Origin of the sequence: Antarctobacter jejuensis (genome assembly GCF_052266595.1) — a bacterium.
GTDB lineage: Bacteria > Pseudomonadota > Alphaproteobacteria > Rhodobacterales > Rhodobacteraceae > Antarctobacter > Antarctobacter jejuensis.
Map to the genome: position 1 here is coordinate 1 of NZ_JBQQXJ010000014.1, position 21,270 is coordinate 21,270.

Sequence of the window (21,270 nt, forward strand, 5' to 3'; positions counted from 1 at the left end):
GCGCACGCAGGTCCATCATGGGTTTGGTCATCGGGTAAAGGCCTTGGTTCAGGTTGGTTTTCGCAAACCGACACTAACGGGAAACCCGATGACCACCGAAAGCTACACCACCAGACGGGACGTCACCGCATGTGCTGTCGGGCAAATCATCGCCCAGACGTCGTTCGGTCCGCTGGCGTCTTCCCGTTCCTCTCGCAGCTTGGCTTTCACGCGCCGCTTCGGGTGCTTGTTCCGCAGTTGCAGACCCAACTCATTGTAAATCCTGCGCGTCTTCTTGATGTTGATGCTCCAGCCTTCTCGCCGCAGCAGAACATGGACGCGCCGGTAGCCATACCGAACACGCGTCTCGCAGATCTCCCTGATCCGCATCTCCGCAGCAGCCTGATCCGTGCGTCGGGACTTGTAATGGTAGCTGGACGTGTCGAAACGGATGGCCCCACAAGCCCTCCTGATCGACACCCCCCAGTCGACGCACATCCCGGTAACGAGTTCGCGCAAACGGCCAGGCTTCAGAGCTTTCGCCGGATCACGTCCGTTCGCGGGTTCTCTCGACCCGATGGCGTTCACCCGCTCACCATTTCGCGGTCAAGCGTCAGGTCAGCAACGATCTTCTTTAGCCGGTCGTTCTCATCTTCGAGCGCTTTTAACCGGCGCATTTCGTCGGGCAGCGGTCCACCGTACTTTTTCTTCCAGTGGAAATAGGTCGCTTGGCTGATCCCGCCCTTTCGACAGATCTCAACGACCGGCGTGCCTTGCTCGCCCTGCTTCAGGATGAAGGCCTTCTGAGCCTCCGTGAACCTCGATGCTTTCATGCGTTTCCGCTCCTCTCCCAGCCAGGAAAGATTAGCCGAAAACTCCAGCTTCAGATGATCCAGATTTCAGGGGGGGCAGAGAAGCTTCCTTCGATGGCGGTGAGCTTTCCGCCTTGATTTACTTGGGCCAGTTCGAAACGGTGCGGCGACGGCGTGGATTGGCCGGGGCCCTCTGGGGAGGTGTCCGGGCATACGGCGCAACCTATCCGGGACAATGCAAAAGCAAGCGAGGGACACATGACCGACTGGACAGACAGGGCCCGCACGGCGGTTGAATTCGCGCGGGAAGCGGGCGCTCTCGCGCGCAGTTATTTCGAGGATCGCAGCAGCTTGCACGTCGACCGGAAGGGCGCGCAGGACTGGGTCAGCGATGCGGATCGCAATGTCGAACTCAGGATCAGGGAGCGTCTGGCCGGTGCCTGGCCCGATGACGGGATTTTTGGCGAAGAGCATGATCCGAAACCGGGAAGCAGCGGCTTTGACTGGGTGATCGACCCGATCGACGGGACGACGAATTTCGTCAATGGCATTCCTGCTTGGACCATCGTGATCGCGGGGGTCGCCGATGATCAGACCCAAATCGGCGTGATCCACGATCCGAACGTGGATGAAACCTATGTCGCCGTCCGGGGGCAGGGGGGCACGCTGAACGACAAACCGATACAAGTTGCCACAGGGCAGTCCATTCAGGACGGCACGGTGGCCGTCGGCTATTCCAACCGCGTGGCTTCGCGCAACGTGGTGCCGGTGGTGGAGGCGCTGATCGACCGGGGTGCCATGTTCCATCGCAACGCCAGCGGGGCCTTGTCGCTGGCCTATGTCTCGGCCGGGCGGCTGCTGGGCTACATGGAGGAGCACATGAACGCCTGGGACTGCCTTGCCGGTCAGTTGTTGATCGAAGAGGCTGGCGGCCGGGTCGAACGGCAGAACGCGAGCGAGATGATCCGCAACGGCGGTCGCGTTGTCGTCGGAACGCCCGATGTGTTCGACACGCTGGTGTCCATTGCCGACGAGGCTTGGTCCGGCTGAGCGGCTATTCTTCGGGCAACAGCACCGGTCCCTTCTGGGCAAAGGCCATGCGGACTTGTGTGCCGGGTTCCAGCGGGGTGTCGACGTCGTCCTGCACCGCAAAGACCTGCCCGAACTCACCTGTAAGGGTGTATTCCATCCGGACCCCCACATAGGTCGCCTTGGCGACGGTCGCGGGAATGCCCGCGTCGTCGCCGATCAACAGCCGTGATGGCCGCACGGCGATGGTGGCCGGGCCGGGCGGCAGGCCGCGGGCGGGCAGCCTGTGTTGATAGCCTTCGATCTCTATCGTGGCCATGTCGTCGGCGACCGTGACGATCTGGCACTTGAGCAGGTTGGCCTCGCCGATGAAATCGGCAACGAAGCGGTCGTTTGGCGCATCGTACAATTGGCGCGGTGTGCCGATCTGGGCGATGGCGGCGTTGCGCATGACGACGATTTCATCCGAGACGGCCAGCGCCTCTTCCTGATCGTGGGTTACGTAGACGACGGTCAGGCCAAGGTCCTGCTGGATCGCGCGGATGTCTTCGCGCACCTGTCGCCGCAATTTGGCGTCGAGGTTGGACAGAGGTTCGTCGAACAGCAGCACCTGCGGTTCCAGCACCAGAGCACGGGCCACGGCGACGCGCTGCTGTTGGCCCCCGGACAGCTCAGACGGCAGGCGGGCGTCGAACCCCTTCAGACCGACAAGGTCCAACCCGGTGAGGGCGCGTTGGCGGGCTTCGGCCTTGGCAAAGCCGGAAAAGGTCAGCCCGTACATGACGTTTTCCAGAACGCTCATGTGCGGAAACAGGGCGTAAGACTGGAAGACCATCGAAACGTCGCGGTCGGTGGCGGGCAGTTTGGTCACGTCGCGGTCGCCAATCAGGATACGGCCCGAACTGGCCATTTCCAGCCCGGCGATCATGCGCAGCGTCGTCGTCTTGCCGCAACCAGATGGGCCAAGCAGCGTAACAAGTTTGCCCGCATCCACCTGCAGATCGATGGAGTCGACGGCGATGACATCCTTGCCAAAGATCTTGGACACGCCTTCGAACCGGACGGGGGCGGCTTTGGAAGCGATGGTGACACTCATGTGCGGGGCTCCGTTGCGTGCTGCGTGCGTCGGCCGATCCGGACCCGGCCCACAAGAAGTTGCAAAAGGCCAACCGCCGCCAGCATCACGAAGATCAGCGTCGTCGAATAGGCGATGGCTAGGCCGTAGTCGTTGTTTTCGACCCGGCCGATGATGTAGCTGGTGGCCATGTCGTATTCCGCCGAGACAAGGAAGATGACGGCGGAAATCGCCGTCATTGCGCGCACGAAACTGTAGACCAGCGCGGCAAGGATGGCCGGGCGCAGCAGCGGCAGGATGATCCGCCGGAAGGTCTGCCACGAGTTCGCGCCCAGCGTTAGCGAGGATTCGTCAAGACTGCGGTCGAGTTGCGACATGCTGGCGATTCCGGCGCGGACGCCCACCGGCATGTTGCGAAAGATGAAGCTGATCACAAGGATGATCCCGGTGCCGGTGATCTCTATCGGTGGCACGTTGAAGGCAAGGATATAGCTGACGCCGATCACCGTTCCGGGGATGGCAAAACTCAGCATCGTTCCGAATTCAAAGGCGTTCTTGCCCGCAAAGCTTTGCCGTGTCAGCAGGTAGGCCGTCACAAGCCCCACCGCAGCGGTCAGCGGGGCGGCGATGGCGGCGATGTAGATCGTCGTCCAGAAGCTGTCCCAGGCCGCGCCGGTCCAGCGGATGCCTGCATCCTCGAAACGGACCGAAAAGGCGGTGACGTAGTGCTTGAGCGTCAGCGAGTTGTTGACGCCCCAGAGCTCGACCACGCTGCCGTAGAGGATCATGGCGTAGACGATGATGGTGAACAGGGCCCAGCCAAGGGCAATGGTCAGCACGGGCAGCGAAAGCCCCACGGGCATCAGCGGATGCACGCCCGCGTCGCCCTTGCCGGTGACAGTGGTGTAGCTCTTTTTCCCTAGCCAGACGCGCTGCGCGTAAAAGGCAGAGAGGGTGAAGAACAGCAGCACCATGGCCAGCACGGCGGCGCGACCCTGATCGTATTGTGCGCCGACGATGGCAAAGAAGATCTCTGTCGAGAGCACGTCGAAATTGCCACCAAGGACCAGAGGGTTGCCGAAATCGGCCATCGACTCGATGAAGCCCAGCAGGAAGGCATTGGCCAGCCCCGGCCGCATCAAGGGCAGCGACACGGTGCGGAAGGTCTGCCATTTGTTGGCGCGCAGCGTCTGGGCGGCCTCTTCCATCGAAGGGCTGACGCCTTCGACCACTCCGATCAGCACCAAAAAGGCGATCGGGGTAAAGGCCAGCGTCTGGGCAATCAGGACGCCCGGCATGCCGTACAGCCAGCGGGTCGGCGGGATGCCGAACAGGTCGGCCACAAATTGGGTGACGCTGCCCGACAGGCCGAACAGCAGGATCAGCGCAAGGCCGATGACGAAGGGCGGCGTGATGATCGGCAGGACGGTCAAAGCCCGCAGCGCCCGTTTCTGCCGAAACCCCGAACGGGTGACGACCAGCGCGAAACACAGTCCAAGGACGGTGGTGATGACACCGACGAGGATGGCAAGGAACAGCGAGTTCCACGCCGCCCCGCAGCGCGCGCCCCAGAGGCAGCCAAGCCCCCACAGCCGGTCATCGAAGAACTTGGCGAAGAAGACGGAGATGGAATATGCGCCATCCTCGGTGACGAAGGCGGCGAACAGCATCTTGGCGATGGGAAAGAAGACAAAGGCCGTGACGATGGCGATCACGCCACCGATGGCGCTGACCACGAAGACGTCGCCGTTGACCGCGCCACGCGCGGCAATGCCTTGGGTCAGCAGGAACAAGAAAGCGGTGGCGCAGATCATCGCGCCGTAGCCCATGCCGAACTGGCGGTCGCCCAGCTCTCCGAAGGCCGCGTTCAGCCAGTCAAAGCTGAACCCCCGGATGCCGATGCCAAAGCCCTGCGCAATCAGCCATCCGAACCCAAGTGCGCCGGACAGGATCAGGATGCGGGCATAGGCCGGGTCCGATTTGACCCGCCGCAGCGCCAGCAGGGGCAGCACCAGAGGAATTATCAGCGGCGCCAGCCAGAGCTTTTCCGCCTGTGCAATGAGAAAGGCCGCAGGTGCGTAATCCTCATCAAACGGATAGCCGTCGAACAGCCATTCAAACGACCACAATCCATCCTCCACCATGTACCATGGCAGAAGACAGAACCCGACCCACCCGGCGGCGATCCAGAAGATCAGAACCGGGTGGGTGGTCTTTTCAGAAGAGATGGTGCGCACTTACTGAGGCAGGGTCGAGACGTCCTCGTCCCATTTCTGCAAGAGGCGCTTGCGCTCATCCGAGGAGCCGTACTTTTTGAAGTCGTAGTCGATCAGCGTGATCTTCGACATGTCCGGCGCCTTGTCCGAGGTCTTGGCCCCCATGTTCGACGGCACCTGGAAGGCGTTCACCTCCAGCGCGAGGTTCTGCGCATCGGCCGAAAGCGCCCAATCGTAGAACTTCTTGGCCTCGTCCATGTTGCGCGCGCCCTTGATGATCGACATCGAGCCGATCTCGTAGCCGGTGCCTTCGCAGGGGGCGACGACCTTGATCGGGAACCCGGACACGGCCTGCGCCACGGCGTCATGCATAAACACGATACCGATGGTGTTCTCGCCACGTCCGGCGGCCTTGATCGGGGCCGATCCCGACTTGGTGTATTGGTTGATGTTGGCGTGCAGCCCCTTCATGAACTCAAAGCCATCATCCTCGCCAAAGATCTGCACCATCGACGCCAGTGTTGTATAGGCGGTGCCAGAGGAGTTGGGGTTCGCCATCTGGACGTGGCCCTTGTAAGCGGGGTCCAGCAGATCCTTCCAGCAGCCGGGTTCCGGCAGGTTGTTCGCGGCCAGAAGCTCGGTGTTGTAGCCATAGCCCAGGGCGCCCGAATAAATGCCGATGGTGCGGTTGCCAGCGCTTTCCGCCTGCGAAATCGCCCATCCGTGCAGTTGGTCCCGCATCGGAGAGATGTATTCTTCGGTCAGGCCTTCCTCTGCCGCTTGAAGGTGCGGGTCCCCGGTGCCGCCCCACCAGACGTCTCCTTTGGGGTTGACGGACTCGGCCCGGATCTGGGCAAAGGTCTCGCCCGAGGATTTGCGGGTCATGTTGACGTTGATCCCGGTGGCATCCTCAAAGCTGCGCGCCATCAACTGGCACCAGTCTTCCTGTGCCGAGCAATACAGCGTCAGCTTGTCCGCGTAGGACGCGGAGACCGAGGCGGTCAAAGCCAACAGCGATCCGGCCAATGTGGTTGTCAGTTTCTTCATGTCGTTCCTCCCATTTGTGTTGAATGGCGGGCGTGTCGCCGTCATCCGGTGCTCGTCCTCAGGCGGGGGTGCGCAGTTGTTCTGTAACTGCCTGTCTTTGCGACTTTTCCACCTAGTCCGAAGGAAGCCTTTCCAGCTTCCGATCTGTTGTCTTCATTGCGGCCTGTCAGCCGCAAACAAGTTTCTCCCGCTCTTTCCAATCGCCTGTCATGCCGCCCCTCCGATCGGGCGCGATCTGGCCAGCCGCGTTCCCAGAAGGTCGCCGGTTTCCTCGGCGATGGGATAGGCGACAAAGGCAAGTGCGGCATTGATCTGCTTGAGCAGGCGCAGGGTCTCCTGATGGATGTTGCTGGTTTCGATGCTTGCCGCGGCGCCGTCCTGCAGCCGCTTGAGGTGGCGTTCTTGCAGGTTCAGTTCCTCGATCCTGATCCGGTCTTTCTCAGCCACCAACTGCCGCGCGGCCTCGGCATCGCCGGTTGTCAGGACGCTGAGGGCCAATTGCCCGTTGGTGACGACCTGATCGTGGAACCCTTCGATATCCGACAGACCTTCGGGTGAGAATTTCACCGCCTCATCCGCCATCTTCTTGGCCAAGGATACGAGGTTGACCGCCACGCAGTCGGCGGCATCCTCCAGCCCGTTTGCCATAGCCACCAGTTCCAGCGTCTTCTTTTCCTGCACCGGGGTCAGATCGCATTCGCGAAGGCGCGAGACGTAGATCTTGATCTCGAAATGCATCCGGTCGATGTCTTCCTCGTGCAGTTCGACGACGCGGACAAGCTCTGGATCGAAATCGCGGAAAAGGCGTGTAACAGGCACCAGTATCGCCTGAACGGTTTCCGCCATGCGCAGCAACTCGCGCCGGGCGCAGGAGAGGGCCAGCGGCGGATGATCAAGCGCGCCGGGATCAAGCGCCGTAACCGTCCTGGGCAGGCCCGATGCGTGCCGGGGAAGGACCGCACCGGCAAGAAGCAAAAGTTGTTCCGTCAGGGGCAGCGCAAACAGCAACAAAGCGCAATTGATCAGGATATGCAGCATGATTGCCTGTTGTCCGGCAGCGGTGCCGAGCAGCTGCAGGTTCAGCGCGCCGGTCACCAGCAGCGCAAGTGCCACAAGCGTGACTGTGCCGCGCGCCATGAGATTGGCAAGCACGACAAGACGGGCAGGGCGTTCGCGGGTCCAGAGCAGGGCGAAGGGGATGATTGCGCCGCCAAAATTCGCGCCGATCACCAGAGCGGCGGCCACCGAACCGCCGATCAGCCCCGTCGTGGCAAACGCGGCGAAAGTCAGAACAGAGGCGAGGCTGGAATGCATCGCCCAAGCCAGCAGCGCGCCGACGAGGCAGGCGCTGGCAAGGTCGGTTTCAAAGTATGCGGCGGCGTTCTGCACGATCGGGGAGGTGCCGATGGGCCCGGCGGCGTCTCGGATCATCCCGAGCGACATCAGGACTAGCGCAAATCCAATGGCGATGCGGCCTGTCTGCTTGGTCCGGCGTTTGCCTGCCTTCAGAAAAGTCACCACGCCGAACAGCAGCGCGAAAGGGGCCACATCCTGCACCGGCAGAACCAGCACCTGCGTCATCAGGGCCGAGCCGAGGTCCGCGCCAAGCAACAGGGCCAGCGCCGTTTGCGGCGACAGCATTCCGGATACGGCAAAGCCCGCGCCAATCAGGGCAACCGCGGTCGAACTTTGCATCACCATCGCCGCCAGCCCACCGCCTGCCGCAGCTGACAGCCTGTGATCCGAAAAGCTTTTCAATCCGCGCTTCAGCTCGGGCAGAAAGGCCCGTTCCACGCCCGTCCGGATCAGTCGGATCGACCACAACAGCAAAGCGACAGAGGCCGCCAGATGCGTGGCGACGACGATCATGCCGTGTTTTTCAGACTGGCGATGAGACGATGCATTGCTTTCGGGCAGCCCTATCAATCTCGTGGAGTATTGGTAATTCTCACCATCAGGTCGTGGGTATTGCAACAAAATAATTGCAATACTGCGCGAAACACCACAATTCTGGGCGGGCCATCGAGTCGGACGCAGACATGACCGAGACCGGAACACGACCCAATTTCGCAGACAAAGGACGGGACCGGCTCAAGAAGGCCGACCGCCGGCGGCAGATTCTTCTGGCGCTGAAATTGCGGCCACATGTGCGGATCAGCGACCTTGCGCGCAGCTTCAATGTCTCGACGGAAACCGTGCGGCGGGATTTCGATGCGCTGGCCGAAGACGGGTTGATCGCGCGGGCGCACGGCGGCGCTTCGGCACCGGTACAGGGACATTACCCCAGCCTTGATGAACGCACGGCTGCGCGGAGCGCCGAGCGTGAGCGGATCGGCGGCAAGGCGGCTGAGTTGATCGAGGAGGGCGAGACCGTCATGATCGACTCTGGCTCGACCACGATTCAGCTGGCCCGTGCTTTGGCGTTTCGCGAAACCCGTTGTACGGTCATCACCAATTCGATCCCCGTGGCGATGACCATCGGGCACGGGGCGCCGGATGTGCTGCTGTGTCCGGGGGAATATCTGGCGGCTGAGTCGGCGGTGATCGGAACCGAAACATTGGAATTCCTGTCGCGTTTCAACGTCGACCGGTGCATGATCGGGGCCTCAGGCCTGTCTGCCGAGGGGCCTTCGGAAACGGTGCGCGGGTTTGCTGCGGTCAAACGCACCATGATGCATCGCGCGGCCAAACGACACCTGTTGATCGACTCGCAGAAGTTCGGACGCAGGGGGCTCGCCCGGGTGGGGGACATGGCGGATATCGATTCCATAGTTGTCGACATGCCGCCGGAGGGGGAGATTCTGGCGGCAATCGACGATGCGGATGTGACCATCGTCGTCGCTGACCAGGCATGAATTGAAAGACCAATGCGGTGAAACTGCCGCGCTTTAAGGGAGGAAAACATGAAAACGGACCTTAGACTGCTTCTATCGGCCTCGGTGGTTGCCCTGATGTCGCTGGGCGGCGCCGCCGCTGCGCAGGACTGCCCGCGCGGCGATCTGGACACGCGGTATTGCGACGTCGACGGCGACTTGATTGCCGATATCCCGACCGATCCGGCGGATTTGGTGGATCCCGACACACTGGTCTTTGCCTTCACGCCGGTTGAGGATCCGGCTGTCTACAAATCGGCTTGGGATGATTTTCTGACCCATCTCGAGGCCGAAACCGGCAAGGACGTGGTTTTCTTCCCGGTGCAGAACAACGCCGCCCAGATCGAGGCGATGCGGTCCGGACGTCTGCATATCGCCGGTTTCAACACCGGGTCAAACCCGCTGGCCGTCAACTGCGCCGGTTTCCGCTCCTTTGCCATCATGGCGTCAACGGACGGCAGTTTCGGCTACGAGATGGAGATCATCACCTATCCCGGGTCCGGCATCGAAAAGGTCGAGGACATCAAGGGCAACAAACTGGCCTTCACCTCGCCGACTTCCAACTCGGGCTTCAAGGCACCTTCGGCAATCCTGAAGGCGGATTACGACATGATCCCTGACCGCGACTTTGAACCGGTCTTTTCGGGCAAGCACGACAACTCCATCCTCGGCGTCGCCAACAAGGACTATCCGGCGGCCTCGATCGCCAACTCGGTGATGCATAGGATGATCAGCCGCGACGTGATCAAGGCCGACCAGATCGTTTCGCTCTATACGTCGCAGACCTTCCCGACCACTGGTTATGGAACGGCACATAACCTGACCCCCGAACTTCAGGAAAAGATCCGCAACGCCTTCTTCAACTTCAACTGGGAAGGCACGTCGCTAGAGGCGGAATTCTCGAAGTCGAACGAAGGTCAGTTCATCCCGATCACCTACAAAGAGTTCTGGGACGTCATCCGCAAGATCGACGCGGCCAACGGTGTTTCCTACGCCTGCGAATAAGCGCATCCAAAAATAGGCGGCCCTTGTTGAGGGCCGCCAACTGCCCTCAACAAGGGATATAGAATGCTGCGTCTTCAGAAGCTTACAAAGACTTATAAAACCGGTGATCAGGCGCTGAAGGCAATTGATCTGGAGGTGCCACCGGGTCAGGTACTGGCCTTGATCGGCCCGTCCGGGGCGGGCAAGTCCACGATGATCCGGTGCATCAATCGTCTTGTGGAGCCCACCAGCGGTTCGGTGATGCTGGACGATTCGGGTCTGACCAAACTGGGCACGGGCGCCCTGCGCCGGGCGCGGCGCGAAATGGGCATGATCTTTCAGGAATATGCGCTGGTCGAACGTCTGACCGTGATGGAAAACGTGCTGTCCGGCCGGCTGGGCTATGTCGGTTTCTGGCGCAGCTTCCTGCGCCGTTTTCCGCAGTCGGACGTGGACGAAGCTTTCCGCCTCTTGGACCGGGTGGGCCTGTTGCACATGGCCGACAAACGCGCCGATGAACTGTCGGGCGGGCAGCGGCAGAGGGTCGGTATCTGCCGGGCCCTGATCCAGAACCCTAAACTCTTGCTGGTGGATGAGCCCACCGCCTCTCTGGACCCCAAGACCAGCCGCCAGATCATGCGGCTGATCACCGAGTTGTGCCGAGAGCGCGGGCTGGCGGCGATCATCAATATTCACGACGTCGCACTGGCGCAGATGTTTGTGCCGCGCATCGTCGGCCTGCGCTTTGGCGAGATTGTTTTCGACGGGCCGCCTGACGCGCTGACCGCAGACAAGCTGACAGAGATTTATGGCGAAGAGGATTGGGAAGCGACCATCGAAAAGGTCGAGGACGAAGAAGAGATCGAGGCCGCGGAATGAGCCATCGCGAACTGGATGACATGCTGGGCAAGGGGTGGCGCAAACCCCATTTTGTGAAAAGCCCGAAGCTGCGCTGGGCGCTGATCCTTGGGTTTTGTGCCTACCTGATCGCGGCATTCATGACCATCGAGGTGGATTGGGCCCGGGTCTATGCCGGGTTGGACCGGGGGTGGCAGTTCATCCTGTCCTTTACCCGACCGGATTTTGTCAGCCGCTCCGGGGATATCTGGGAGGGGCTGCTGGAAAGCATCGTGATGACGGTTGCCGCCTCTGTCGTGGGTATCGCGATCTCGATCCCGATTGGCCTTGGTGCCGCGCGCAACGTGGCGCCGCTGCCGGTTTACGTCATCTGCCGTGGCATTGTCGCCATCAGCCGGGCACTGCAAGAGATCATCGTCGCCATTCTGCTGGTCGCGATCTTTGGCTTTGGGCCGCTGGCCGGGTTCCTGACGCTGTCCTTTGCCACCATCGGTTTCCTGTCGAAGCTTCTGGCCGAGGATATCGAGGCAATGGACCGCGTGCAGGCCGAGGCGATCCGCGCGTCGGGCGCGCGCTGGATGCAGTGGATCAATTACGGTGTTCAGCCGCAGGTCATGCCGCGGCTTGTGGGACTGTCCATGTACCGCATCGATATCAACTTCCGTGAAAGCGCGATCCTCGGGTTGGTCGGGGCGGGGGGCATCGGCGCCACGCTGAATACCGCCTTCGACCGGTATGAATACGATACCGCCGCCGCGATCCTGATCCTGATCATCGGGATCGTCATGGTGCTGGAATACCTGTCCGGCATCATACGGGCGAGGGTGCAGTAATGCCGGTTCTGGAACAAGATGGTGCACAGGTCTGGCGGCGGCGTACCCCGCGCGAGGCATTGGTGCGCATTGGCGGTTGGCTGATCGGGTTGGTGATCTTTGCGCTTTGCTGGCAGCGCATTTCCGAGGCGACGACATGGTTCTTTGTCTGGGATGCGCCGCGCATTGCCGGTGACATCTGGTCCCGCGCCACGCCGCCGCGCTGGGAATACATCACCCAACTGGGCCGCCCGATCTGGGACACGCTGAACATCGCCACCCTTGGCACCTTGATTTCGCTATGCCTTGCGGTTCCGGTGGCCTTTCTTGCGGCGCGCAACACGACGCCGTCAAAGGTGTTCATCCGCCCCGTCGCGCTGCTGATCATCGTCTCGACCCGGTCGATCAATTCGCTGATCTGGGCGCTGCTCTTGATCGCGATCATCGGTCCCGGAGTGTTTGCCGGCGTCATCGCCATTGCCATCCGTTCTATCGGGTTCTGCGCCAAGCTGCTGTACGAGGCGATCGAGGAAATCGACCAGACGCAGGTTGAGGCGATCACGGCGACGGGTGCCAGCCGCTGGCAGGTCATGGCCTATGGGATCGTGCCGCAGATCCTGCCCGCCTTCGCGGGGATCGCGGTGTTCCGATGGGACATCAACATCCGGGAATCCACCGTTCTGGGCCTGGTCGGGGCAGGGGGCATCGGGTTGCAGCTGTCCTCGTCACTGAACGTGCTGGCATGGCCACAGGTCAGCCTGATCCTGATTGTCATTCTTGCGGCGGTTGTCCTGAGCGAATGGGTGTCGGCCAAGGTGCGGGGGGCGATAATTTGACCGCGCTGACTGCAGAGGCGGCCTTTCAGGCCTACGAGGCGGTGCGCCACCGATTGCCGCCTGCGGTCAGCCCACCGCAACACAGCAGGCATTGCGCGACGCTGGACGACCTTTCCGATGCGTTCGACTATTTCCTGCTGGATGCCTTTGGCGTGCTGAACATCGGTGAAACCGCGATCCCCGGAACGCCCGAGCGTATCCTCGGGCTGCGCGCGGCTGGCAAAAGGGTGCTGGTCGTCTCCAACGCTGCCGGGTTTCCCCATGCCGCCCTGATGGAGAAATACACGCGGCTGGGATACGATTTTGCCCCGGAGGACGTGATCACCAGCCGCGCCACCCTGCTGGCGGGGCTGAAGGGGCGTCGCGGGATGCGATGGGGGCTGATGGCGACCCGTGCGACCGGTCTGCGGGATCTGGAGGGGCTGGATCTGACCTATCTGGAGGAAGACCCAAAGCCCTACGATGCCGTCGAAGGCTTTCTCATGATCGGCAGCGCCGCGTGGACAGAGGAACGGCAGGCGCTGCTGGAGGCGGCTTTGCAGAAACGCCCGCGTCCCGTTCTGGTGGGCAATCCCGACATTGTCGCCCCGCGCGAAACCGGGTTCTCGGCAGAGCCGGGGCATTTTGCGCATCGCTTGGCGGATCGCACGGGCATAGCGCCGGAGTTTTTCGGCAAGCCCTTTGGCAACATCTTTGATCTGGCTTTTGCCCGCATCGGCGACGTGGATCGCAAACGCGTGCTGATGGTGGGCGATAGCCTGCACACGGATATCCTAGGCGCACAGGCCGCTGGCATTGCCTCCGCGTTGATCACGGAGTTCGGCTTTCTCGCCGGGCAGGATGCGGTGCGGGCGGTTGAAATGACCGGAATCGTCCCCGACTACATGGTCAGACGGCCATGAAACGATTTGATGTTACGAAACTTTTTCAAAGCACGGACATAACGTGCAGCACACCGGCGGAGAGCAACCGTCGTATTCGCAAACCAAGGGAGAACCTCATGAAACACACGATCAGCATTATCGCCGCGGCAGCGGCGCTCGGCTCGGCCCAGACCGCGATGGCCCAGACCGAGATCCAGTTCTGGCACGCCTTCACCGGACGTCTGGGGGAACTGGTGGCCGAACAGGTCGAGACCTTCAACGGGTCGCAATCCGATTACACGGTCGTTGCGAGCCACAAGGGCAACTATTCAGAGACGCTGAACGCCGGTATCGCCGCCTTCCGCGCCGGAGAGCAGCCCGACATCCTGATGGTCTTCGAGGTTGGCACCGCGACCATGATGGGCGCCAAGGGCGCGATCAAGCCGGTCTACGAGGTGATGGCCGACGCGGGCGCCGAGTTCGACCAGTCCAAGTACATCGGTTCGGTCAAAGGTTACTATACCTCGCCCGAGGGCGACATGCTGTCCCTGCCGTTCAACTCGTCGACCCCGGTTCTGTGGGTCAACCGTGACAAGCTGCAGGAGGCGGGCATCGACCCCGACACCGACCTGTCGACTTGGGAACAGGTGGGAGAGGTGCTGGACCAGCTGAAAGCGGCCGGCGTCGATTGCCCGATGACCACCGCCTGGCAAAGCTGGATCCATCTGGAAAACATGTCCGCCTATCATGACGTGCCCTTTGCCACGAAGGCCAACGGCTTTGGCGGCACCGATACCGAGCTGGCCTTCAATGGTGAGGCGCAGGTCGCGCATATCTCTGCGATGGGCCAATGGGCGCAGGACGGCAAGTTCATCTACGCCGGACGCCGTAACGAGGGTGGTGCAAACTTCCGCGCCGGTGAATGCGCGTTGTTCACGGAATCCTCCGCAGGCTACGCAGGCATCAAGGCCGAAGCAGAGTTCGAGTTCGAGGTGCGCCCGCTGCCCTATTGGGCCTCGGTCGTTGACGAGCCGCAGAACACCATCATCGGCGGTGCCTCTCTCTGGGTGATGGAAGGGCAGACCGACGAGGAATACAAAGGCGTTGCCGCCTTCCTCAACTTCCTGTCCAGCCCCGAGATCCAGGCCAAGTGGCACCAGGACACCGGCTATCTGCCGATCACGGCAGAGGCGGGCGACCTGACCCGCAGCCAGGGCTTCTATGACGCGAACCCCGGCACCGACATTGCGGTGATCCAGATGACGGCCAAGGAACCGACCGACAACTCCAAGGGCCTGCGCCTTGGGTCGTTCGACCAGATCCGTGGCATCATCGACGAAGAGCTTGAGGCTGTCTGGTCCGGTGACAAGGACGCGCAGACGGCGCTCGACTCGGCCGTCACACGCGGCAACGCGCTGCTGCGCCGGTTCGAACAGGCCAGCCGCTAACCGCGAATGCGCGCGTCCCGTCCGGGGCGCGCGCGACCGGGTATCGGGCGTGAGATGTCGCCGCTCTGACAGGCGGCAAAGAGGGCAAAATGGAAAAGCGCGTAACCTTCAAGGGGATCTGGCTGCCGCTGCTGCTGGTTCTGCCGCAGATCATCATCACGGCTGTGTTCTTTTTCTACCCGGCGGGGCAGGCGATCTGGCAGTCGCTGTTCATCCCCGATCCATTTGGCCTCTCTATGCAATGGGTGGGGCTGGGCAATTTCGAATACCTTCTGTCGGACCCTTATTATCGCGCCACCTTTGTGACGACGGCGGTGTTTTCCATCCTTGTTACGGTCGTTTCGATGGGCGTGGCGCTGTACCTTGCCGTTCTGGCCGACCGGCTGATCAAGGGCTCCGGCACCTACCGCACGCTGCTGATCTGGCCCTATGCGGTGGCACCTGCGGTCGCGGGCGTGCTGTGGCTGTTCATGTTCAACACGCGCGTGGGCGTGGTGACATGGTACCTGGGTCTGCTCGGCTATGACTGGAACCATGTGCTGAACGAAGGGGAGGCGATGGGCCTTGTCGTGGTCGCCAGCGCATGGGGTCGTATCAGCTATAACTTCTTGTTTTTCCTTGCCGGTCTGCAGGCGATCCCGCGCAGCGTGATCGAGGCAGCGGCCATCGACGGCGCGCATTTCTGGACGCGGTTTCGCACCATCGTCTTTCCGCTACTGTCACCGACGACATTCTTCCTGTTGGTGGTAAATATCATCTACGCCTTCTTCGAGACTTTCGGCGTTATCCACACCATCACCAGCGGTGGACCACAGCAGGCCACCACGATCCTTGTCTACAAGGTCTATTCCGACGGCTTTGTCGGGCAGGACCTTGGCAGCAGCGCCGCGCAATCGGTGATCCTTTTGTTCATCGTCTCGATCCTGACCGTGGTGCAGTTCAAATACATCGAACGCAGGGTGCATTACTGATGGCGCAGCAATCCGGCATGGTTGAAAAGCGCGGCGCGGGCCTGTGGCTGACGCATCTGGGGCTTATCGTGGGCGTGGCCTTTATCTTCTTTCCGATCTGGCTGGCCTTTGTCGCCTCCACCGTCGAACAGCAGCAGATCGTCCGCCCGCCGATGCCTCTTTTGCCCGGCGACCGGTTTTTCGAAAATTACGCCAAGGCGCTGACGGCGGGCATCAACGCGCCCGTAGCGGTCATGCTGATGAATTCGATGATCATGGCCATCGGCATCGCGCTGGGCAAGATCGTGATCAGCCTTCTGTCGGCCTTTGCGATCGTCTATTTCCACTTTCCGGGCCGCAAGATTTTCTTCTGGCTGATCTTCCTGACGCTGATGCTGCCGGTTGAGGTGCGCATCGTGCCGACCTATGAGGTGATCGCCAATTTCGGCATGCTGAACAGCTATCAGGGCCTGATCCTGCCGTTGATCGCCTCGGCCACCGCGACCTTCCTGTTCCGGCAATTCTTCATGACGGTGCCCGATGAACTGGCAGAGGCGGCGCGGGTCGACGGGGCGGGGCCCATGCGCTTTTTCATCGATATCCTGCTGCCCATGAGCCGGACCAATATCGCCGCGCTCTTTGTCATTCTCTTCATCTACGGCTGGAACCAGTATCTCTGGCCGCTACTGATCACCACCGATCCCGACATGAACACCATCGTCATGGGCATCAAGCAGATGTTCCCCAGCGGTGACGACATCGCCGACTGGCCCGTCATCATGGCCACGTCGATCCTTGCGATGATCCCGCCCGTGCTGGTGGTGGTGGGGATGCAGAAACTGTTCATCCGCGGACTTGTGGAAAGCGAGAAATAAGACATGGCGACGCTGACACTCGACAACGTCAAGAAATCCTTCGGCAAGACCGATGTCATTCACGGTGTTTCGATCGACGTGGCGGATGGCGAATTCATCGTGATCGTCGGGCCGTCTGGCTGCGGCAAGTCCACCTTGCTGCGCATGGTGGCGGGGTTGGAGACGATTTCCGACGGTGAAGTGCGGATAGACGGAAAGCGCGTGAACGAGGTCGAACCGATGGCCCGGGACATCGCCATGGTTTTCCAGAACTACGCGCTCTATCCGCATATGTCGGTCTTCGACAACATGGCCTACGGGCTGAAAATCGCGAAACGTCCCAAGGCCGAGATCCGCGAGAGGGTGGAGCAGGCTGCAAAGCTGTTGCAGTTGGAACCTTACCTGGCACGAAAACCCCGTGAGTTGTCCGGCGGACAGCGGCAGCGCGTCGCCATGGGACGCGCCATCGTGCGCAAACCGGCGGTGTTCCTGTTCGACGAACCACTGTCGAACCTCGATGCCAAGCTACGCGTTCAGATGCGGTTGGAGATCAAGGCGCTGCAGCGCGAACTGGGGGTGACCGCACTGTATGTCACCCACGATCAGGTCGAGGCCATGACCATGGCCGACCGGATGATCGTGATGAACGGCGGGGTGGCGGATCAGATCGGCGCGCCTCTGGAGGTCTATGCCAATCCGGCCACAGAATTCGTTGCCGGGTTCATTGGGTCTCCGCCGACCAACTTCCTCTCCGGGGCGCTGCTGGGCCGGTCAGAAAACACCCGGATCGGTGTCCGTCCCGAACACATCCGCGTGTCTCCGCAGGGAAAGCTGACCGCGCGTACGCTCAACTGCGAGGCTTTGGGCGCCGAAACCCTGATCCATCTCCGGGCGACGGATGGCACGCAAGTTACCGTTCGGCAGGATGCGACAGCGCCATTCCCGCAGGAAGGGGAGGAGGTCTCGCTGCTCTGGGACGAAAGCACCGAGATGAGATTTGATGATTCCGGCAAGCGGATCTGACGGCTCTGACATCCCAAAACCCGGCAAGGTCTTCTCCGCGCAGGCCTTGCGCGCGCCTCAGACCGAACTCAGCAGGATCGAGGTTTCACTATTGGTGATGCCCGGGATGCTACGCACCTCGCGCAGAACCCGGTCAAAGTCGGCGAGGCTATCGGCGCTCAATTGGGCGACAAGGTCCCAGTTTCCGTTGGTCGAATGTAACTGACGCAAGGCCGAGATCCCGCGCAGGCTGCGGATCACCTGCGTGGTCGAGTGACCGGACACTTCGATCATCATGATCGCGCGCACACCCTGCGCCCCGCCGTCTTCGCGGGCCCGGATGGTAAAGCCGAGGACCGCGCCGGTTTCCAGCAGTCGGTCAAGCCGGTTTTGCACCGTCGCCCGCGACACGCCCAGAATGGTCGCCAGTTTGGAGACCGGCGCCCGCCCGTCCTCGCGCAGGATCGCGATCAGCCTGCGATCAAGATCATCATAGACGTGCATGGCAATTGTCCAGGTTGGGGTGTGCAATTGTTACAGTTTCACTGGGCATTTCTATCACCTTGGCCATGCAGTTCGTCAAGTCGCCCTGTTATCACTGCGACATCCACCAGAATCCGGAACCCTGCCGCCATGCCCAGATCTTCGCTTCAAGCTCCCGCTTCGGTCGTCATGATCCGGCCGCATCATTTCACACCCAATGCCGAAACCGCGCGCGACAACCACTTTCAAAGAGCGCCCGCGATAGACGCTTCAGAGGTGGCCCGTGCCGCTCATGCCGAAGTCACACAGGCCGCCGAAGCGCTGCGGGCCGCCGGTGTGCAGGTGCACCTGTTCGAGGACGAAGGCACGGAAACCCCGGATTCGGTGTTTCCGAACAACTGGTTTTCGACCCACTCCGGCGGCCATGTGGCCCTTTACCCGATGTATTCTCCGAACCGCCGCGCCGAACGGCGGCAGGACGTGACGGAGATGCTGAAACAGCGGTTCCGGGTGCAGGACATCATCGATTATTCCGGGTTGGAGCAGGACGGATTGTTCCTCGAAGGCACAGGCGCCATGGTGATCGACCATCTGGAACGCGTCGCCTATGCAGCCCGGTCAAAGCGCACCAGTGAAATCCTGCTGGAGCGGTTCTGCACCCATTTCAACTATGAGCCGGTGGTGTTCGACGCGGTCGATGCCCATGGCCAGCCGATCTATCACACCAATGTTCTGATGTGCATCGGCACCGATTTCGCCATGATCGGGCTGGAATCCATGCCGGACGCCGCGCGGCGGCGCGAGGTCGCGGAACGGCTGCGCCGGGGCGAACGCGACATCATCGACCTGACCCATGCCCAGATCGCCGATTTCGCGGGCAATGCCATCGAGTTGCAGGGCCGTGACGGTCTGATACTGGCGCTGTCGTCGCGCGCGCTGCGGTCCTTGGATGCCGCGCAGCGGGCCTTGCTGGAACGGCATGTGACGCTGCTGCCGCTGGATATTCCGACCATCGAACACGCTGGCGGATCGGTTCGTTGCATGATCGCGGGGCTGCACCTCAGCGCCCGCCCGGCGGCGGCGGACAATTCAACAGGAGAAACCCAATGACCGACATCGTACTTCTTGGCGTGCCGATCGAGGCCGGGGCAGGGCGGCGGGGCTGCGCCATGGGGCCGGCGGCCTATCGCACCGCAGGACTGGCCGAGGACCTGCGCGCCCTTGGCCATGACGTGACCGATCTTGGCGATGCGGTGCCCGACGACACCGGTGCATTGGAGGCGCCGCACCCGCATCTCAAATCCTTGCCGGACGTCGCGGGCTGGACCCGCAGCCTGCATCGCCATGCGCGGGACCTGTCTCGGGGCACTGCCCTGCCGATCTACATGGGCGGTGATCACGCCTTGTCCATGGGGACGGTGACAGGCCACGCGGCGGCGGCGGCCGAAATGGGCCGCCCGCAATTCGTGCTCTGGCTGGACGCCCATGCGGATTTCAACACGCTGGCCTCATCGCCCAGCGGCAATCTTCATGGTACGCCGCTGGCCTTTGCCTGCGGGCTGGAGGGCTTTGACGTCATGCTGGGTGGCCCCGTGCCTGCCGCGCTCGATCCGCGGAACGTCTGCATCATCGGCCTGCGCTCGGTCGACGGAGAGGAACGTGACCTTCTGAACGCCGCAGAAGTCACCGCCCATGACATGCGCGCCATTGATGAGCGCGGAATGGCGCCCTTGTTGCAGGAGTTCCTTGACCGGGTCGTCGCCGCAAACGGGCTGCTGCATGTCAGCCTCGACGTCGATTTCATCGACCCCGAAATAGCACCCGCCGTGGGCACCACCGTCCCCGGCGGCGCCACCTTCCGCGAGGCTCATCTGGTGATGGAGACCCTGCATGACAGCGGGTGCGTCACCTCGCTCGACCTCGTGGAATTGAATCCCTTTCTTGATGACCGTGGACGTACCGCCCGACTGATGCTGGACCTGACGGCCAGCCTGTTCGGCCGCAGGGTCCTTGATCGTCCCACCCGAAGCTATTGAACTGAAAGTCCGACCATGCCCACGCTTCCCTCTGAACTCGCCTATGTTCCCTTTGTCTCGGTCGAACACATGATGGCTCTTGTCCATCATGTGGGCATCGAACAGGTGCTGATCGATCTCGCGGAAGAGATCGAGGCCGATTTCCGCCGTTGGCCGCTGTTCGACAAGACGCCGCGCGTGGCGTCGCATTCCGACGTCGGCGTCATCGAACTGATGCCCACGTCGGACGGCGAGACCTACGGTTTCAAATACGTCAATGGGCACCCCAAGAACACGGCCGAAGGCCTGCAGACCGTGACCGCCTTTGGCCTATTGGCCGATGTGGACAGCGGCTATCCGAAGCTGCTGAGCGAGATGACCCTGCTGACGGCACTCCGCACGGCGGCCACCTCGGCGATGGCGGCCCGACACCTTGCGCCCAAGGGCGCGCGCACCATGGCGATGATCGGCAACGGCGCGCAATCGGAATTCCAGTGCCTTGCCTTCAAGGCGATCTGCGGCATCGATACTGTACGGCTGTATGACATCGATGCCTCTGCCACCGCGCGCTGTGCCAAGAACCTCGGCGGCAGCGGGCTGACGGTGGTTTCTTGCCGGTCGGGCGAAGAGGCGATGGAAGGGGCGGAAATCGTCACAACCTGCACCGCGGACAAGCAGTACGCCACGATCTTGACTGACAACATGGTCGGCGCAGGCGTGCACATCAACGCCATCGGCGGCGATTGCCCCGGCAAGACGGAATTGCATCGCGATATCCTGCTGCGTACGTCGATCTTTGTGGAATACCCGCCCCAGACCCGGATCGAGGGTGAGATACAGCAGCTTGACCCCGACCACGCGGTGACAGAGCTGTGGCAGGTCATCCTGGGCGAGGCCGAGGGCCGCACCGATGACCGGCAGATCACCCTGTTCGACAGCGTTGGCTTCGCGATCGAGGATTTCAGCGCGTTGCGCTACGTGGCCAAGGCGATCGTGGGTACGCCCTACTTTACCCAACTAGACATGATCGCCGACCCGGATGATCCGCGGGACCTGTTCGGCATGTTCCAACGGGGCAAGCCTGCCGATCAGGTGGCATGAACCGACAAGGGGCCCGGATCCTGGGCCCCTCTC

General features: G+C 61.8%; 19 protein-coding genes and 1 pseudogene. 14 read left to right on the forward strand and 6 right to left on the reverse strand.

Annotation, left to right across the window (positions count from 1 at the left end):
• Positions 1-147: 147 nt before the first annotated feature.
• Positions 148-812: pseudogene (locus tag ACTXGA_RS18115) on the reverse strand (transposase); the annotation flags it as partial.
• Between the two features lie 237 nt (positions 813-1,049).
• Here ACTXGA_RS18115 and ACTXGA_RS18120 point away from each other — a divergent pair.
• Complete coding sequence (locus ACTXGA_RS18120; protein ID WP_443396015.1) at positions 1,050-1,841, forward strand: inositol monophosphatase family protein; 792 nt, start codon at positions 1,050-1,052, stop codon at positions 1,839-1,841.
• A 4-nt stretch (positions 1,842-1,845) separates the two neighbouring features.
• Here ACTXGA_RS18120 and ACTXGA_RS18125 read toward each other — a convergent pair whose 3' ends face one another.
• The 4 genes from ACTXGA_RS18125 to ACTXGA_RS18140 all read right to left on the reverse strand — a co-directional run bounded on the left by ACTXGA_RS18125 (position 1,846) and on the right by ACTXGA_RS18140 (position 8,027).
• Entirely contained in the window at positions 1,846-2,916 is a 1,071-nt protein-coding gene (locus ACTXGA_RS18125; RefSeq protein ID WP_443396016.1) for an ABC transporter ATP-binding protein, read from the reverse strand.
• Positions 2,913-5,132 (reverse strand): ABC transporter permease, encoded by a 2,220-nt coding sequence (locus ACTXGA_RS18130; RefSeq protein ID WP_443396017.1) that lies wholly within the window; start codon positions 5,130-5,132, stop codon positions 2,913-2,915. The genes ACTXGA_RS18125 and ACTXGA_RS18130 overlap by 4 nt, the downstream gene beginning before the upstream one ends.
• Entirely contained in the window at positions 5,133-6,158 is a 1,026-nt protein-coding gene (locus ACTXGA_RS18135) for an ABC transporter substrate-binding protein (protein WP_443396018.1), read from the reverse strand.
• Positions 6,159-6,365: 207 nt separating this feature from the next.
• Complete coding sequence (locus ACTXGA_RS18140; RefSeq protein ID WP_443396019.1) at positions 6,366-8,027, reverse strand: Na/Pi cotransporter family protein; 1,662 nt, start codon at positions 8,025-8,027, stop codon at positions 6,366-6,368.
• 170 nt (positions 8,028-8,197) lie between these two features.
• Between ACTXGA_RS18140 and ACTXGA_RS18145 the strand changes: the two genes are divergently transcribed.
• The 10 genes from ACTXGA_RS18145 to ACTXGA_RS18190 all read left to right on the forward strand — a co-directional run bounded on the left by ACTXGA_RS18145 (position 8,198) and on the right by ACTXGA_RS18190 (position 17,659).
• On the forward strand, positions 8,198-9,013 hold the full coding sequence (locus ACTXGA_RS18145; RefSeq protein ID WP_443396020.1) for a DeoR/GlpR family DNA-binding transcription regulator: 816 nt from the start codon (positions 8,198-8,200) through the stop codon (positions 9,011-9,013).
• A 48-nt stretch (positions 9,014-9,061) separates the two neighbouring features.
• Positions 9,062-10,036, forward strand: coding sequence for a phosphate/phosphite/phosphonate ABC transporter substrate-binding protein (gene phnD, locus ACTXGA_RS18150; RefSeq protein WP_443396021.1), 975 nt, complete (start codon positions 9,062-9,064; stop codon positions 10,034-10,036).
• A gap of 63 nt (positions 10,037-10,099) precedes the next feature.
• A complete protein-coding gene (phnC, locus tag ACTXGA_RS18155) occupies positions 10,100-10,894 on the forward strand; it encodes a phosphonate ABC transporter ATP-binding protein (RefSeq protein WP_443396022.1) in 795 nt (264 codons plus the stop codon).
• Positions 10,891-11,706 (forward strand): phosphonate ABC transporter, permease protein PhnE, encoded by an 816-nt coding sequence (gene phnE / locus ACTXGA_RS18160; RefSeq protein ID WP_443396023.1) that lies wholly within the window; start codon positions 10,891-10,893, stop codon positions 11,704-11,706. The genes phnC and phnE (ACTXGA_RS18160) overlap by 4 nt, the downstream gene beginning before the upstream one ends.
• Positions 11,706-12,521 (forward strand): phosphonate ABC transporter, permease protein PhnE, encoded by an 816-nt coding sequence (phnE, locus tag ACTXGA_RS18165; protein WP_443396024.1) that lies wholly within the window; start codon positions 11,706-11,708, stop codon positions 12,519-12,521. The genes phnE (ACTXGA_RS18160) and phnE (ACTXGA_RS18165) overlap by 1 nt, the downstream gene beginning before the upstream one ends.
• Positions 12,485-13,423 (forward strand): HAD-IIA family hydrolase, encoded by a 939-nt coding sequence (locus tag ACTXGA_RS18170; protein ID WP_443396025.1) that lies wholly within the window; start codon positions 12,485-12,487, stop codon positions 13,421-13,423. The genes phnE (ACTXGA_RS18165) and ACTXGA_RS18170 overlap by 37 nt, the downstream gene beginning before the upstream one ends.
• Before the next feature lie 98 nt (positions 13,424-13,521).
• On the forward strand, positions 13,522-14,832 hold the full coding sequence (gene ugpB / locus ACTXGA_RS18175; RefSeq protein WP_443396026.1) for a sn-glycerol-3-phosphate ABC transporter substrate-binding protein UgpB: 1,311 nt from the start codon (positions 13,522-13,524) through the stop codon (positions 14,830-14,832).
• Positions 14,833-14,921: 89 nt separating this feature from the next.
• Positions 14,922-15,803, forward strand: coding sequence for a sn-glycerol-3-phosphate ABC transporter permease UgpA (gene ugpA, locus ACTXGA_RS18180; protein WP_443396027.1), 882 nt, complete (start codon positions 14,922-14,924; stop codon positions 15,801-15,803).
• A 17-nt stretch (positions 15,804-15,820) separates the two neighbouring features.
• Positions 15,821-16,657 carry a sn-glycerol-3-phosphate ABC transporter permease UgpE gene (gene ugpE, locus ACTXGA_RS18185; protein ID WP_443396123.1) on the forward strand — a complete coding sequence of 279 codons (837 nt, stop codon included), beginning with the start codon at positions 15,821-15,823 and terminating at the stop codon, positions 16,655-16,657.
• Between the two features lie 3 nt (positions 16,658-16,660).
• A complete protein-coding gene (locus ACTXGA_RS18190; protein WP_443396028.1) occupies positions 16,661-17,659 on the forward strand; it encodes an ABC transporter ATP-binding protein in 999 nt (332 codons plus the stop codon).
• Positions 17,660-17,716: 57 nt separating this feature from the next.
• Here the strand turns inward: ACTXGA_RS18190 and ACTXGA_RS18195 are convergent, their stop codons facing one another.
• A complete protein-coding gene (locus ACTXGA_RS18195) occupies positions 17,717-18,142 on the reverse strand; it encodes an Lrp/AsnC family transcriptional regulator (RefSeq protein WP_443396029.1) in 426 nt (141 codons plus the stop codon).
• 129 nt (positions 18,143-18,271) lie between these two features.
• On the opposite strand from ACTXGA_RS18195, the gene ctlX reads away from it, so the two are divergent.
• Genes ctlX through ocd form a run of 3 tightly spaced genes read left to right on the forward strand, consistent with a single transcriptional unit; the run spans position 18,272 to position 21,237 of the window.
• Positions 18,272-19,231: a citrulline utilization hydrolase CtlX gene (gene ctlX / locus ACTXGA_RS18200; RefSeq protein ID WP_443396030.1), complete on the forward strand. Its 960-nt coding sequence runs from the start codon at positions 18,272-18,274 to the stop codon at positions 19,229-19,231.
• A complete protein-coding gene (gene rocF / locus ACTXGA_RS18205; protein WP_443396031.1) occupies positions 19,228-20,157 on the forward strand; it encodes an arginase in 930 nt (309 codons plus the stop codon). Before ctlX ends, rocF begins: the two co-directional genes overlap by 4 nt.
• Positions 20,158-20,172: 15 nt before the next feature.
• Complete coding sequence (gene ocd, locus ACTXGA_RS18210) at positions 20,173-21,237, forward strand: ornithine cyclodeaminase (RefSeq protein WP_443396032.1); 1,065 nt, start codon at positions 20,173-20,175, stop codon at positions 21,235-21,237.
• Positions 21,238-21,270: the final 33 nt, after the last annotated feature.

What these genes read in the sequence shown, in the direction of transcription:
- phnC (WP_443396022.1), top strand. Translation starts at nt 10,100, where the DNA reads ATGCTGCGTCTTCAGAAGCTTACAAAGACTTATAAAACCGGTGATCAG.
- ctlX (WP_443396030.1), top strand. Translation starts at nt 18,272, where the DNA reads ATGCCCAGATCTTCGCTTCAAGCTCCCGCTTCGGTCGTCATGATCCGG.
- rocF (WP_443396031.1), top strand. Translation starts at nt 19,228, where the DNA reads ATGACCGACATCGTACTTCTTGGCGTGCCGATCGAGGCCGGGGCAGGG.
- ugpE (WP_443396123.1), top strand. Translation starts at nt 15,821, where the DNA reads ATGGTTGAAAAGCGCGGCGCGGGCCTGTGGCTGACGCATCTGGGGCTT.
- ACTXGA_RS18190 (WP_443396028.1), top strand. Translation starts at nt 16,661, where the DNA reads ATGGCGACGCTGACACTCGACAACGTCAAGAAATCCTTCGGCAAGACC.
- ACTXGA_RS18170 (WP_443396025.1), top strand. Translation starts at nt 12,485, where the DNA reads ATGGGTGTCGGCCAAGGTGCGGGGGGCGATAATTTGACCGCGCTGACT.
- ACTXGA_RS18140 (WP_443396019.1), bottom strand. Translation starts at nt 8,027, where the DNA reads ATGATCGTCGTCGCCACGCATCTGGCGGCCTCTGTCGCTTTGCTGTTG.
- phnE (WP_443396024.1), top strand. Translation starts at nt 11,706, where the DNA reads ATGCCGGTTCTGGAACAAGATGGTGCACAGGTCTGGCGGCGGCGTACC.
- ACTXGA_RS18145 (WP_443396020.1), top strand. Translation starts at nt 8,198, where the DNA reads ATGACCGAGACCGGAACACGACCCAATTTCGCAGACAAAGGACGGGAC.
- ACTXGA_RS18125 (WP_443396016.1), bottom strand. Translation starts at nt 2,916, where the DNA reads ATGAGTGTCACCATCGCTTCCAAAGCCGCCCCCGTCCGGTTCGAAGGC.
- ACTXGA_RS18195 (WP_443396029.1), bottom strand. Translation starts at nt 18,142, where the DNA reads ATGCACGTCTATGATGATCTTGATCGCAGGCTGATCGCGATCCTGCGC.
- phnE (WP_443396023.1), top strand. Translation starts at nt 10,891, where the DNA reads ATGAGCCATCGCGAACTGGATGACATGCTGGGCAAGGGGTGGCGCAAA.
- ACTXGA_RS18135 (WP_443396018.1), bottom strand. Translation starts at nt 6,158, where the DNA reads ATGAAGAAACTGACAACCACATTGGCCGGATCGCTGTTGGCTTTGACC.
- ugpB (WP_443396026.1), top strand. Translation starts at nt 13,522, where the DNA reads ATGAAACACACGATCAGCATTATCGCCGCGGCAGCGGCGCTCGGCTCG.
- ocd (WP_443396032.1), top strand. Translation starts at nt 20,173, where the DNA reads ATGCCCACGCTTCCCTCTGAACTCGCCTATGTTCCCTTTGTCTCGGTC.
- ugpA (WP_443396027.1), top strand. Translation starts at nt 14,922, where the DNA reads ATGGAAAAGCGCGTAACCTTCAAGGGGATCTGGCTGCCGCTGCTGCTG.
- ACTXGA_RS18120 (WP_443396015.1), top strand. Translation starts at nt 1,050, where the DNA reads ATGACCGACTGGACAGACAGGGCCCGCACGGCGGTTGAATTCGCGCGG.
- phnD (WP_443396021.1), top strand. Translation starts at nt 9,062, where the DNA reads ATGAAAACGGACCTTAGACTGCTTCTATCGGCCTCGGTGGTTGCCCTG.